Source organism: Streptomyces sp. NPDC050535 (assembly GCF_044457665.1).
GTDB lineage: Bacteria > Actinomycetota > Actinomycetes > Streptomycetales > Streptomycetaceae > Streptomyces.
Map to the genome: position 1 here is coordinate 480,440 of NZ_JBITHE010000002.1, position 12,285 is coordinate 492,724.

At 70.6% G+C, this 12,285-nt stretch carries 14 protein-coding genes; 12 read left to right on the forward strand and 2 right to left on the reverse strand.

Annotated elements, in window-relative coordinates; all coding sequences use genetic code 11:
• Window positions 1–85: 85 nt before the first annotated feature.
• The gene (locus tag ACIBLC_RS07075) at window positions 86–1,141 is read right to left on the reverse strand and encodes a LacI family DNA-binding transcriptional regulator (RefSeq protein WP_399209706.1); all 1,056 of its coding nucleotides are present in this window, start codon (window positions 1,139–1,141) and stop codon (window positions 86–88) included.
• 371 nt (window positions 1,142–1,512) lie between these two features.
• Between ACIBLC_RS07075 and ACIBLC_RS07080 the strand changes: the two genes are divergently transcribed.
• The 4 genes from ACIBLC_RS07080 (at window position 1,513) to ACIBLC_RS07095 (ending at window position 6,403) form a co-directional block, all read left to right on the forward strand.
• Window positions 1,513–2,874 carry an ABC transporter substrate-binding protein gene (locus ACIBLC_RS07080; RefSeq protein ID WP_399209708.1) on the forward strand — a complete coding sequence of 454 codons (1,362 nt, stop codon included), beginning with the start codon at window positions 1,513–1,515 and terminating at the stop codon, window positions 2,872–2,874.
• Between the two features lie 5 nt (window positions 2,875–2,879).
• The gene (locus ACIBLC_RS07085; protein WP_399209897.1) at window positions 2,880–3,896 is read left to right on the forward strand and encodes a carbohydrate ABC transporter permease; all 1,017 of its coding nucleotides are present in this window, start codon (window positions 2,880–2,882) and stop codon (window positions 3,894–3,896) included.
• 12 nt (window positions 3,897–3,908) lie between these two features.
• On the forward strand, window positions 3,909–4,823 hold the full coding sequence (locus ACIBLC_RS07090; RefSeq protein WP_399209710.1) for a carbohydrate ABC transporter permease: 915 nt from the start codon (window positions 3,909–3,911) through the stop codon (window positions 4,821–4,823).
• A 146-nt stretch (window positions 4,824–4,969) separates the two neighbouring features.
• Window positions 4,970–6,403, forward strand: a complete 1,434-nt coding sequence (locus ACIBLC_RS07095; protein ID WP_399209711.1) for a GH1 family beta-glucosidase — start codon at window positions 4,970–4,972, stop codon at window positions 6,401–6,403.
• Between the two features lie 556 nt (window positions 6,404–6,959).
• On the opposite strand, the gene ACIBLC_RS07100 is transcribed toward ACIBLC_RS07095, so the two are convergent.
• Window positions 6,960–7,457 carry a helix-turn-helix domain-containing protein gene (locus tag ACIBLC_RS07100; protein ID WP_399209712.1) on the reverse strand — a complete coding sequence of 166 codons (498 nt, stop codon included), beginning with the start codon at window positions 7,455–7,457 and terminating at the stop codon, window positions 6,960–6,962.
• A 269-nt stretch (window positions 7,458–7,726) separates the two neighbouring features.
• Between ACIBLC_RS07100 and ACIBLC_RS07105 the strand changes: the two genes are divergently transcribed.
• The 8 genes from ACIBLC_RS07105 (at window position 7,727) to ACIBLC_RS07140 (ending at window position 12,224) form a co-directional block, all read left to right on the forward strand.
• On the forward strand, window positions 7,727–8,470 hold the full coding sequence (locus ACIBLC_RS07105) for a hypothetical protein (RefSeq protein ID WP_399209714.1): 744 nt from the start codon (window positions 7,727–7,729) through the stop codon (window positions 8,468–8,470).
• Window positions 8,470–8,691, forward strand: a complete 222-nt coding sequence (locus ACIBLC_RS07110; protein ID WP_399209716.1) for a hypothetical protein — start codon at window positions 8,470–8,472, stop codon at window positions 8,689–8,691. Before ACIBLC_RS07105 ends, ACIBLC_RS07110 begins: the two co-directional genes overlap by 1 nt.
• A gap of 280 nt (window positions 8,692–8,971) precedes the next feature.
• Window positions 8,972–9,379: a hypothetical protein gene (locus ACIBLC_RS07115; protein WP_399209718.1), complete on the forward strand. Its 408-nt coding sequence runs from the start codon at window positions 8,972–8,974 to the stop codon at window positions 9,377–9,379.
• Between the two features lie 138 nt (window positions 9,380–9,517).
• Complete coding sequence (locus ACIBLC_RS07120; RefSeq protein WP_399209719.1) at window positions 9,518–10,096, forward strand: phage tail protein; 579 nt, start codon at window positions 9,518–9,520, stop codon at window positions 10,094–10,096.
• 174 nt (window positions 10,097–10,270) lie between these two features.
• A complete protein-coding gene (locus ACIBLC_RS07125) occupies window positions 10,271–10,561 on the forward strand; it encodes a hypothetical protein (protein WP_399209720.1) in 291 nt (96 codons plus the stop codon).
• Window positions 10,562–10,626: 65 nt separating this feature from the next.
• Window positions 10,627–10,971, forward strand: a complete 345-nt coding sequence (locus tag ACIBLC_RS07130; protein WP_399209898.1) for a hypothetical protein — start codon at window positions 10,627–10,629, stop codon at window positions 10,969–10,971.
• A 107-nt stretch (window positions 10,972–11,078) separates the two neighbouring features.
• Window positions 11,079–11,729: a hypothetical protein gene (locus tag ACIBLC_RS07135; protein ID WP_399209721.1), complete on the forward strand. Its 651-nt coding sequence runs from the start codon at window positions 11,079–11,081 to the stop codon at window positions 11,727–11,729.
• A 147-nt stretch (window positions 11,730–11,876) separates the two neighbouring features.
• Window positions 11,877–12,224: a hypothetical protein gene (locus tag ACIBLC_RS07140; protein WP_399209722.1), complete on the forward strand. Its 348-nt coding sequence runs from the start codon at window positions 11,877–11,879 to the stop codon at window positions 12,222–12,224.
• Window positions 12,225–12,285: the final 61 nt, after the last annotated feature.

Below are 12,285 nucleotides of genomic sequence, written 5' to 3' on the forward strand. Positions count from 1 at the left end.
CAGCCTGCCCCACCGAGCCGCCCCGCCGCCGCCCTTCGGCGACAGCGGCACGGGCGGTGGCGTGCCGGGTCCGGCCGCGGCCCGGTCACGACGACGCCCGGGCGACGAGCTCCGTCGGCAGGACGACCTGCCGTCGCTCCAGACCGCGGGACACCGCCGGGCGGCGGTCGGCGATCTCGTCGAGGAGGAGGTCGATCATGGCTCGGCCCATCAGCTCGATGGGCTGGCGCACGCTCGTGAGAGGGGGGTCCATGTGGCGGGCGATGGCGGAGTCGTCGTACCCGACGAGGGCCACGTCGTCGGGTATACGGCGGCCCGCCTCGCGCAGGACCTGGCGGGCGCCGGCGGCCATCACGTCGGAGCCGGCGAAGACCGCGTCGAGGGTCGGGCAGCGGGCCAGGAGTTCCGTCATCGCGCGGCGGCCGCCCTCCTCGGTGAAGTCGCCGGGGACGATCAGCCGGTCGTCGGGCTTCCGGCCGGCCTCGCGCAGGCCCTCGCGGTAGCCGTCGACGCGGCGCTGGGCGCCGAAGACGTCGAGGCGGCCGGCCAGGTGGACCACGGTGTTGCGGCCCTGCGCGATCAGGTGTTCGACGGCCGCGCGGCCCCCGCCGTAGTTGTCGGAGTCCACGGACGGCAGGGTCTCCTCCGCCGAGCGGCGGCCACTGATCACCGCCGGGATCTCGAGCTGGGAGAGGAGGTCGGGGAGCGGGTCGTCCGCGTGGACCGAGACCAGCAGGACGCCGTCCACCCGGTGCGCGGCCAGGTACTGGGCCAGGCGTTGGCGCTCGCGGTCACTGCCCGCGAAGATCAGCAGGAGCTGCATCTCGGTGTCGGACAGCGCCGCGCCGACCCCCCGCAGCATGTCCGAGAAGTACGGCTCCGCGAAGAAACGGGTCTCGGGCTCGGGGACGACGAGGGCGATCGCGTCGGTGCGATTGGCCGCGAGGGCACGAGCCGCCGTGTTGGGGACGTAGCCGAGCTCCGCGACCGCGGCCTCGACGGCGGCGCGGGTCGCGTCGCTGACCCGCGGCGAGCCGTTGATCACCCGGGAGACCGTGCCGCGCCCCACTCCGGCCCGCGCGGCGACCTCCTCCAGGGTCGGCCGCCCGCCGCTCCGGCCCCGCACTCCGTGGCCTGCCATGGTCCGCCTCCCGTCACACCGCGGATCACTCCGCGACTGGCCTGGAATGTAACAGCCCTGCCGAAGAGCACGCTCCCGGCAAGGGCGTCACCGGTACCTTGGGCCCGCCCCGTGAACCTCGCTCCGGCCGATTTCGTTCCACTTCTCGGAGTTAGCTAACAGGCAGATAACCGAACACACTCTCCGCGTCCGCTCTCTTGACACCCCCGCGCGAACCGACGACCCTTCAACACATCACCCGTGGGAGCGCTCCCACGGTACCTGACACATACACATCCCGCACGTTCCCCGCCCGAGCCGCAGCGTCAACAAACGGGCCCAACAATGCAGTTGGCCGGGGGGTCGGCACGTCAGGGCAACAGGAGGACGCAATGCGAGCACGTACCCTCCCCTACTCTCGGCAGCGCTCGAGCGGGGGGACTCCCATCGCCCGCAAGGCGGTGGTCATGATGGCTGTCGCCACGCTGGGCACCGGTCTGCTGGCCGGCTGCGCCGACGACGGAGGCGACGACGACTCCGGCTCGTCGTCAGGGGGCGGCAAGGGCAAGACCACGATCACGATGGGTCTGTTCGGCACCCAGGGCTTCAAGGAAGCCGGTCTCTACACCGAGTACGAGAAGCTCCACCCGGAGATCAAGATCGCCGAGAACGTGATCGAGCGCAACGAGAACTACTACCCGGCGCTTCTGAACCACCTCACCACCAGCAGCGGCCTCCAGGACATCCAGGCCATCGAGGTCGGCAACATCGCCGAGGTCGTCAACACCCAGGCGGGCAAGTTCGAGGACCTCTCCAAGGCTCCGGGCGTCAAGAAGAGCGACTACCTGGACTGGAAGTGGGCGCAGGCCACCACCAAGGACGGTCAGACCATCGGACTCGGCACGGACGTCGGGCCGATGGCGATCTGCTACCGCAAGGACCTCTTCGAGCAGGCCGGTCTCCCCACCGACCGCGAGGAGGTGAGCAAGCTCTGGGCGGGCGACTGGAACAAGTTCATCGACGCCGGTGAGCAGTACAAGGCGAAGGCGCCCAAGGGCACCACCTTCATGGACTCACCCGGCGGACTGCTCAACGCGATCCTCAGCAGTGAGAAGGAGAAGTTCTACGACGCCTCGGGCGAGGTCATCTACAAGTCGAACCCGGCGGTCAAGGCCGGCTTCGACCTGACCGCGAAGGCCGCCGAGGAGGGACTGGTCGGAGCGCAGACGCAGTTCCAGCCGGCCTGGGACACGACGATCGCCAACAGCAAGTTCGCCGCGGTCGCCTGCCCGCCGTGGATGCTCGGCTACATCAAGGGCAAGTCGAATCCCGAGTCGGCCGGCAAGTGGGACGTGGCCACCGCGCCGAAGTCCGGCAACTGGGGCGGCACCTTCCTGGGTGTGCCGAAGAGCGGCAAGCACGTGAAGGAGGCCCAGGCGTTCGCCGCCTGGCTGACGGCGCCCGCGCAGCAGGCGAAGCTGTTCAGCGTGCAGGGCAGCTTCCCGAGCGCGCAGACCGCGTACACCCTGCCCGAGGTCACCGGCGCGAAGAACGACATGACCGGTGACGCGCCGATCGGTGAGATCTTCGCCGAGGCCGCCAAGTCCAGCCCGGTCCAGGTCATCGGCCCGAAGGACCAGATCATCCAGCAGGGCCTGACCGACAACGGCGTCATCCTCGTCACCAAGGGCAAGTCGGCCAAGGAAGCCTGGGACACGGCGACCAAGACCATCGACAACAACCTGGAGAAGTGACCGGTATGGCCACCCGGCACGACACCGCCGCGCCCCCCGAGAAGGAGGGGGGCGCGGCCCCGGCCGCCCAGCCCTCGCCGAGTACGCCCGCGGAGGCGGACGTTCGACGCCGGGACCGGCTCTCCCGCCGATGGCAGCGGGACATGCGCTGGAGCCCGTACGCCTTCGTCTCGCCGTTCTTCCTGCTCTTCCTCGCCTTCGGCCTCTTCCCGCTGATCTACACGGGCTGGGCCTCGCTGCACACGGTGGAGCTGACGGCGCCGACCGACATGGACTGGGTGGGGCTGCGGAACTACACCCGCATCTTCGACGACGACTTCTTCTGGAACGCGGCGAAGAACACCCTGACCATCGGGATCATCTCCACCGTCCCGCAGTTGCTGATGGCCATGGGCCTCGCCCACATCCTCAACTACAAGCTGCGCGGCTCGACCTTCTACCGGGTCGCGATGCTCGCGCCGTACGCCACCTCGATCGCCGCCGCCTCGCTGGTGTTCGTGCTCCTCTTCGGCCGCGACTACGGCATGATCAACTGGGCGCTGAACGCCGTCGGGATCGACAACGTCGACTGGCAGAACGACAAGTGGCCCTCGCAGATCGCCGTTTCGTCGATCATCGTCTGGCGCTGGACCGGCTACAACGCGCTGATCTACCTGGCCGCCATGCAGGCCATCCCGCAGGACCTGTACGAGTCGGCGGCCCTGGACGGGGCCTCGCGCTGGAAGCAGTTCCTGCACGTCACGCTGCCGTCGCTGCGGCCGACGATCCTGTTCACCGTCGTCGTCTCGACGATCGGCGCCAGCCAGGTGTTCGGCGAACCGCTGCTCTTCGACGCCAACAAGGGCGCGTCCGGCGGCGCCGAGCACCAGTTCCAGACGCTCGGCCTCTATCTGTACGAGCAGGGCTGGGTGAACCAGCACCTGGGCCGGGCCTCCGCCATCGCCTGGACCATGTTCTTGATCCTCATCGTGATCGGGATCGTCAACTACGTCATCTCGCGCCGGCTGCGCGCCAGTAGCTAAGGAGTAGAGGCCGTGACGACGACACTGACGCCCTCCACGCCCCCCTCGGACCCCGTGCAGGAACCGCCCAAGCGCACCCGGCGCCCCAAGTCCGCCCGCGCGGGCGGGCAGTTGCACGGCGGACCGATCGCCTACGCCGTGCTCATCCTGTTCACCCTCGGCTCGCTCTTTCCGCTGGTGTGGACGGCGATCGCCGCCTCGCGCGACAACCAGCGGCTGGCGCAGACACCACCGCCGTTCTGGTTCGGCGGAGGGCTGTTCGACAAGCTCGAACTCGCCTGGAAGGACGCCAACCTGGGCGAGGCGATGCTCAACACGACGATCGTGTCCGGGATTTCGGCGTTCACCGTCGTCGTCATGTCCACGGTCGCCGGGTTCGCCTTCGCCAAGCTGCGCTTCAAGGGCCGTAACGCCATGATGCTGATCATCATCGGCACCATGATGATCCCGCCCCAGCTCAGCGTGATCCCGCTGTACATGATGGTCGCCAAGCTCGACTGGACCGACCAGCTCCAGGCGGTGATCTTCCCGTCGCTGGTGAGCGCCTTCGGCGTCTTCTTCATGCGGCAGTACCTGATCCAGGCGCTGCCGAACGAGCTGATCGAGGCGGCCCGGGTGGACGGCGCGAACAGCTGGCGGGTGATCTGGCACGTGGTGTTCCCGGCGGCCCGCCCCGCGATGGCCGTCCTCGGCATGCTCGTCTTCGTGCAGACGTGGAACGACTTCCTGTGGCCGTTCCTGGTGCTGACCCAGATGGGCAACCCGACCGTGCAGGTCGCGGTCGCGGCCCTCGGCCGCGGTTTCACCCCCGACCAGTCCCTGATCATGGCGGGCGCGCTGCTCGGCACACTGCCGCTGCTGCTGGTCTTCGCGATCTTCGGCAAGCAGATCGTGGGCGGCATCATGCAGGGCGCCGTGAAGGGCTGACCACGCCGGCACCGCCGACCACCACGACCACCCGTGTGGGGCCGAGTCACCGCCGCCTCGGCCCCACACACACCGCTTGGCCCCGCCTTCCCCTCCCTGTCCCCCTCTTACTTCCGGTCTCCACGACCTCCTATGGGAGCGCTTCCATGCCTGAGTCTGTTACGCCCGTGACCTTTCCTCCCGCCTTCCTCTGGGGTGCGGCGACCTCCGCGTACCAGATCGAGGGGGCGGTACGGGAGGACGGCCGCACCCCCTCGATCTGGGACACCTTCAGCCATACGCCGGGCAGGACCGCGGGCGGCGAGACCGGTGACGTGGCGGTCGACCACTACCACCGCTACCGCGACGACGTGGCCCTGATGGCGGACCTGGGCCTGACCGCGTACCGCTTCTCGGTCTCCTGGTCCCGGGTGCAGCCGACCGGCCGGGGCCCCGCGGTCCAGCGCGGTCTGGACTTCTACCGCCGTCTGGTGGACGAGCTGCTCGCGCACGGCATCAAGCCGGCCGTCACCCTCTACCACTGGGACCTCCCGCAGGAGCTGGAGGACGCGGGCGGCTGGCCCGAGCGCGACACCGCACTGCGGTTCGCCGAGTACGCGCAGATCGTGGGCGAGGCGCTGGGTGACCGGGTAGAGCAGTGGATCACCCTCAACGAGCCCTGGTGCAGCGCCTTTCTGGGGTACGGCTCCGGGGTGCACGCTCCCGGCCGCACCGACCCGGCGGCCTCACTGAAGGCCGCCCACCATCTGAACCTGGCGCACGGCCTGGGCACTTCGGCGCTGCGCTCCGCGATGCCCCATCGCAACACGGTCGCGGTGAGCCTCAACTCCTCGGTCGTCAGGCCCGTTTCGCAGGACCCGGCGGACCTGGCGGCGGCGCGGCGCATCGACGACCTCGCCAACGGCGTCTTCCACGGACCGATGCTGCACGGCGCGTACCCGGAGAGCCTGCTCACGGCGACGGCGCCCATCACGGACTGGTCCTACGTCCTGGACGGCGACCTCGCCCTGATCAAGCAGCCGTTGGACGCGCTCGGCCTCAACTACTACACGCCCACGTTGGTTTCGGCCTCGGAGAACGCCAAGGACGGCCCGCGCGCGGACGGTCACGGCGCGAGTTCGCACTCCCCCTGGCCCGGCGCGGACGACATCACCTTCCACCAGACCCCGGGCGAACGCACCGAGATGGGCTGGACGATCGACCCGACGGGCCTGCACGACCTGATCATGCGGTACGTCCGCGAGGCCCCGGGGCTGCCGCTCTACATCACCGAGAACGGCGCCGCCTACGACGACAAGCCGGACCCGGAGGGCAAGGTCCACGACCCCGAGCGGATCGCGTACCTGCACGGCCACCTGCGCGCCGTCCGCCGCGCGATCGCCGACGGCGCGGACGTCCGCGGCTACTACCTGTGGTCCCTGATGGACAACTTCGAGTGGGCGTACGGCTACGAGAAGCGCTTCGGCGCGGTGTACGTGGACTACGCGACACTGGCGCGCACTCCGAAGTCGAGCGCCCACTGGTACGGGCAGGCGGCCCGCACCGGGGCCCTGCCGCCACTGACGACGACCGTCGAATAGACCACCGGCCACCATCAGGGGAAGACGGGGCGGGGTGGGGCGCGGCGCCCGAGGGGGGTGCCGCGCCCCTGGCATGCCGGGGGTCGGGCGGAGGCGTACGGCCGACAGATCCACGGGGCCCTCTAAACGGGCCTGACGATTGAGGAGTTGCGGCTCACCGCGACCGTGTTGCGGTGCGGTGCGCCGCGGTGCGGTGCGCCGCGGTGCGGTGCGCCGCGGTGCGGTGCGCGTGCTGGCTGGGAGTTACGGGCTCTGGTGGTGGGGGTTGGGACGTCGGCGCTCGGCGCCTCGATTCGTCGGCGCCTCAGAGGCGGGTGCGTCGGTGGCCGTCGTGAGCACGCTCGCCGCTTGGCGGTCGCCGTCGGCGCGGTGCCGTCTGGGCGACGGTCGCGAAGGGCGCGATGGCGGCGCCGACCGCCGTCGTTCACCCTGGGGGCGCAGATCCCGTACTCGCCGATGGTCTTCGCAGCCCTCCGGCGTCGAGGACGGTCACGCCTCGTAGGACAGCGAACGCGGCGGCCCTACAGGCCGCTCACCCCGTGGAGGACACCGGCCCTCAGGGCCTGGCCCGCTCGTCCCCCACCTCCGCCTCGGCCTCCGCGGTCGCCCCGCCCGGGGTCTGCGCGGACGTTTCCTGCGCGCCCCCGAGCCGCAGTTGCTCCGTGATCTGCACGAAGGCCGCCCGCAGATGCGCCGGGATACCGAGGGCGACGGCCGCCTGTTCGGCGGTGATGGTTCCCTCGCCGGACAGCACGATCTCCACGGGGGCGAGGGCGGGGACCTCGGGCAGGTCCTCCTCGGTCAGCTTGCCGGAGTGGATGAGCGCGTCCCTGACCGGGACGCCGAGCGCGCGGGACAGACCCCGCATCGTCTCCAGGTCGGGCATGCTCTGGCGCTGCAACAGCCGTGTGACCGCGGCGCGGTGCACCCCGGCGTCCTCGGCCAGCTTGGTCTTGCCACCACCGCGCGGGCTGTCGATGTCGTAACCCCGGTCGCGCATCAGATTCTCGATCCAGGTGGCGAACTCGTCGATGTGGTCGGCATCGCTCTGCATAGTCGGCACTCCCTCCGCTCCCCCACACTGTAACGCGCGATCGCGCACGCAATGAGCAGTTGCGCGCACGCACGAGCGGAGGAACCGCACAGGCCGAAGATCCAATTCGCCGATTCCGATTGCGTGCGACCTCGCAACATGTAAAGCTGTGTGCGAGCTCGCAACAACATGTGACCCACCTTTCCCTTGCCTCCCTCCCACACCCTTTCCCGACCCTGCCCGCCCTCCCTACCTGTTGACGCTTGTTCACGGATTGGAGTGTGCCTCCCATGACGACCGGCCTCACCGCCCAGCACACCGCCCGCGCAGCCCGCTGGATCGACATCCTGATAAGCCAGTTCCCGGACCTCCTGGACGAACTGGCCCCCGGGAAACCCGGGTCGGCCTCCCGGTCCCGCACCCCGCTGGCGCCGGCCGCGCTCCAGACCCTGGCCGAGCGCGATCTCGCGGAACGGGCCGACGCCCTGCGCAACGAGCAGCACGACATCGCCCCCCTCGGCGCCGGCGCGGCCCCGATCAGGCTCCATGTGTCCGACGCCATACGGGACATCACCGACGGCGTCATCGAACTGGAGGAGGCCGTACGGGAGAAGCTCCGCCTGGGCCGGGCGGCCCGCGCCGGTGTACCGGAGCGGCTGCGGCGGATCGCGGCGCTCCTCGACGACGTGGCGGCAGCGCACCCCGTACTCGCCCGGCACGTCCTCGACGAGTGCCGCCGGATGGCCCGCCGCTGCGGTCGTGCGCTGGGCGACTCCGAGACGCTGGTCCGGGTCAACGGCCGCTGCCCGTGGTGCGATTCAGTGTCCCTGCGCGCGCTTCCCGCCTGGCGCACGGTGCTGTGTGTGAACCCCGGCTGCCGCTGCACGGACGACGAGTGCGGCTGCGCCGCCAACCCGGCCCACCGGCACAGCTGGACCGAGACCGGGTGGGCACAGCTCGCCGCGGACTCGGGTGCCGACGCGGACGAGATCGCCGCGCTGGTGGACGACTCCGACGACGTGGAGGCCGCGTGATGCCGGGCTCCGCACCAGCACCGTCGGGGCCCGCCCTGGTGACGGGCGCGGCGGCGGCCGCCGAGGCGGGGGTGGTCCCCGCGACCGTACGCAAGTGGGTTCAGCTGGGTCATCTCGCCGCCGCCGGGCGGCAGGGCCGTACGCATCTCTTCCGGCTGGAGGACGTATTCGCCGCGGAGCGGGCGACGCGCGTACGAGGACGACGCCCTCCACTCGACTGACTATCCCCCTCTCCCCTGTCGCCCCGCAGCGCCCCCGTTGCCCCGTCGCACCCTCCGGTGCGGCGGGGCAACTGCCGTTCGCGCCGCCGTGCGCGCCGCCACTCGTGGGCCCGCCAGAACGCCGGACGGAGATTTAGTTGCGCGCGCGCTCGCAACGTGTCACAGTTGGTGCAGCGGCGGAGCTGTGCCCGGCATCGGGACACGGCACCGCCGTTTCGCGTCAGGGCGCCGGCGTTCCTGCGCGACAACCCGTCCGCCCCTCCAGAAGGGAGGCCGCACCTTGGCCGATCCGACGGTCACCTTCCCCGATGTCGAACGGCTCGTCGTCGACTTCCTCACCGACCGGCCCGAACTCGCCGCCGCGACGGTGGACAACGTTCCGCCCACCGAATTCGACGGCACCCAACCGGTCGTCCTGGTCTCCCGCTCCGGCGGGGCCTGGGTCGACGACCTGCACCTGGACCAGCCCCTCGTGGACTTCGAGGTGTACGGATCCAGCAAGACCGCGGCCCACACCCTGGCGCTGACCGCCCGCTCCGCGCTGCTCGCGCTGCGCGGCACGACGTACGGAACGGCGCGCGTCTCCGACGTCGTCGAGGCCGACGGCCCGCGCTGGCTGCCCGACTGGAACCGGTCGGCGGCCAACCGCTACCTCTCCACGGTGCGGCTGCACATCCATCCCGCCTGAGCGCCCATCACGCGGGCACCTCCACCACCCGGGCGCCCTCACCCGCGCCCCCCGTTCGGGCCCCGCCGGCCGGCGGGGCCTTCGTCATATCCGCATCCGGGCGCGCACCAACGCGCCACCTCCTAAAGGGAGTTACTCATGGCAGGCAACAACTCCAGCGAGATCCGCGTCGCCGGAACCGGCCGCATCCTGGTCGCCCCGGTCGGCACGACCGCGCCGACCGACGTCACCACCGCCTGGGCGGCCGCCTGGAGGGACCTCGGTTACACCTCCGCCGACGGCATCAAGCTGTCCAAGAAGGACAAGCTCGACCCGGTCGAGACCTGGCAGTCCGTCTCCCCGGCCCGCTTCATCTACTCGGACCGCGACCTGACCCTGAAGTTCCAGCTCCTCCAGCTCAACGACGACACCCTCCCGTTCTTCATGGGCGGCGACGCGGCCACGGAGACGGCCACCAGTTCCGGGATCTACAAGTACGACCTGGCCGCCGACCCGAAGTTCAACGAGAAGGCGCTGGGCATCGAGTTCACCGACGGTACGGCCATCACGTACCGCTTCGTCGTCTCGCGCGGCCAGGTCACCGAGACCGAGGAACTGTCGCTGACCCGCACGGCCTCGATCAAGCTCGGCGTCACCTTCACCGCGCTCGCGGTGGACAGCACCAAGCCGCTGGCCACCTTCCTGATGAAGGACCCGGCGTACAGCACCGCCTCCTGACCCACCTCTCCTGACTCACCCCTCCGGCCACGGCGGGGGGGGGCGGGGCCCCCCCCCCCCCCCCCCCCCCCCCCCCCCCCCCCCCCCCCCGCCCCCCCCGGGGGGGGGGGCGCCCCCCCCCCCCCGCCCCCCCCCGCCCCTCCCATCTCCCGCACCGTCAAAAGGAGTTGCTCCATGGCAAGTTTCGACGTCGGCGCCGCCCGCGCGCAGCGCCAGGAGGCGTTCGGCCGCGCCTGGTCGTTCACCATCGACGAGGACACCTTCACGCTCCCGACCGAGCTGAACCGCAAGACCGCGCGCACCCTGCGCGAGCTGGACGACAACGACGTGGACGGCCTGCTGCGCGCGCTCATGGGCGACGCCCAGTTCAGCCGCTTCGACCGCCACGAGGTCACGATGCAGGACATCGCGGCGATCATCGAGGCGTACGGCAAGGAGACGGGACTCGGCCTGGGGGAAGGCTGAGCCTCGGCGAGTTCGTGGACGAACACGCCGAGGCCCTCGAGGCTGACCTGCTCCGCCACTACGGCGTGGATCTGCTCGACTGGCACCGCGGCCGGCTCTCCTCCCGCCGGCTCACGGTGCTGGTCAAGTACCTGCCACGCGACAGCGCGACACTGCACGACCTGCACGGCGAGGCGGCCCAGTGGTCGGCCACCGACTACCTGCTCGCCTCGGTCGTCGACCAACTCGCCGAGGCGAACTGGATGTTCGCGACGGTGAACCGGGACGAGGACTCGGACCCGCTGGACTACCCGAAGCCGGTGCCGCGCCCGGGAGCCGAGGATCCGGACTCCGCGTCGGAGGCCTCGCCGCCGTCCGACGCCCCGGCCCGGAACCCCGGCCGGGCCGAACTGGCCCAGTTCTTCGCGTGAGGCTCCGCCCTCGCCCTCGCCCTCGCCCGCTTCCCTGCCCCTGCCTAGTCCCTCCCCTTGCCCTTGTCCCACCCCCTGCCCGTACGACGTGAGAAGTGAGCCCGCCCATGACGCTCTACACCCCGCTCGGCAACCTGCCGTATCCGCAGCCCGCCGACGCCGCGAACCTTCCGCTGCATCTCCAGTCCCTGGCCGAGGCGATCGACGGCCGTACCGTCCTGCGGTACGCCACGGCCGCCGACCGCGACAGCGCCGTCACCACCCCGGTCGCCGGGATGGTCGCCTGGCTCACCACGCCCGGCACCCTCAGCTACTACACCGGGGCGGCTTGGGTGGCCCTCGGCGCCTGGAACCCGTACACACCAGCGTGGACGGCCGCCACCACGGACCCGGCGATCGGCAACGGCACGATCACCGGCAAATACGCGGTGGTGGGCAAGGTCTGCCACTTCACGACCTTCGTCGCGTGCGGATCCACGACGACCTACGGGAGCGGCGCCTACTCCCTCAGCCTCCCCCTCGCCACGGGGGCGACAGGCGGACTGATCCAGTTCAACGGCATGGCGCTCAGCGGAGGAGGCCGCGGACAGATCATCTGCCAGCCCTCGGCCACCAGCGGGGCCACCACCTACACCCTGTGGGGCCAGACCTCGGCCACGTCCTCCGCGATCGCCCAGATCGGCAGCGGCGGACTGTTCGGTACGGCGTTCGCCAACGGCAGTTTCTTCCGGATCAACGGGACGTACGAGGTGGCCTGACCGGCCCGTTTTCTCCCTGCCCGTCACAGGTCGCTCGTGTATCCTCTCGAAGAGTTATCGCTCAAACGTTCGATTCTGGAGTCCAGCGGAAAGACGACGGTGCGGTCGCCGGCCGGAGGTTCGGCCGGCATGGAGGGGTGGGGTTGCGTGACGAAGGACGACGACGGCATGGGGCGGGACGGCGGCGAGCGTCTCGGCACCGCCGAGCTACGGCGGGTGCTCACCGGAGAACTGGGGTACGCCATTCCGGCGGACCTCGTGATCACGACGCGGGCCGAGATCGAGTCGCGGGAGTTCACGGCGTACGGGCAGGGCTGGCGCGACCGCGCGGAACACGAGGAGCACCACGCCGGGGACACCCGCGCGGGGCGCACCGGCCGCGACCAGGAGGCCAAGGTCCTGCCGTTCCCCCGCCAGAGGCAGTCCGCACCCGCCTCTTTCGGCCAACCGGTTCACCCGGCTCACCCGGTCCCTCCGCGCGACGAGCCTTCGTGACATCCCGCCAACTCGGCTTGCAGGCAAGCGGATCGGGGTCGGTGGCGGACCGGGGTCAGTA

What these genes read in the sequence shown, in the direction of transcription:
- ACIBLC_RS07080 (WP_399209708.1), top strand. Translation starts at nt 1,513, where the DNA reads ATGCGAGCACGTACCCTCCCCTACTCTCGGCAGCGCTCGAGCGGGGGG.
- ACIBLC_RS07095 (WP_399209711.1), top strand. Translation starts at nt 4,970, where the DNA reads ATGCCTGAGTCTGTTACGCCCGTGACCTTTCCTCCCGCCTTCCTCTGG.
- ACIBLC_RS07120 (WP_399209719.1), top strand. Translation starts at nt 9,518, where the DNA reads ATGGCAGGCAACAACTCCAGCGAGATCCGCGTCGCCGGAACCGGCCGC.
- ACIBLC_RS07075 (WP_399209706.1), bottom strand. Translation starts at nt 1,141, where the DNA reads ATGGCAGGCCACGGAGTGCGGGGCCGGAGCGGCGGGCGGCCGACCCTG.
- ACIBLC_RS07100 (WP_399209712.1), bottom strand. Translation starts at nt 7,457, where the DNA reads ATGCAGAGCGATGCCGACCACATCGACGAGTTCGCCACCTGGATCGAG.
- ACIBLC_RS07125 (WP_399209720.1), top strand. Translation starts at nt 10,271, where the DNA reads ATGGCAAGTTTCGACGTCGGCGCCGCCCGCGCGCAGCGCCAGGAGGCG.
- ACIBLC_RS07105 (WP_399209714.1), top strand. Translation starts at nt 7,727, where the DNA reads ATGACGACCGGCCTCACCGCCCAGCACACCGCCCGCGCAGCCCGCTGG.
- ACIBLC_RS07110 (WP_399209716.1), top strand. Translation starts at nt 8,470, where the DNA reads ATGCCGGGCTCCGCACCAGCACCGTCGGGGCCCGCCCTGGTGACGGGC.
- ACIBLC_RS07135 (WP_399209721.1), top strand. Translation starts at nt 11,079, where the DNA reads ATGACGCTCTACACCCCGCTCGGCAACCTGCCGTATCCGCAGCCCGCC.
- ACIBLC_RS07085 (WP_399209897.1), top strand. Translation starts at nt 2,880, where the DNA reads ATGGCCACCCGGCACGACACCGCCGCGCCCCCCGAGAAGGAGGGGGGC.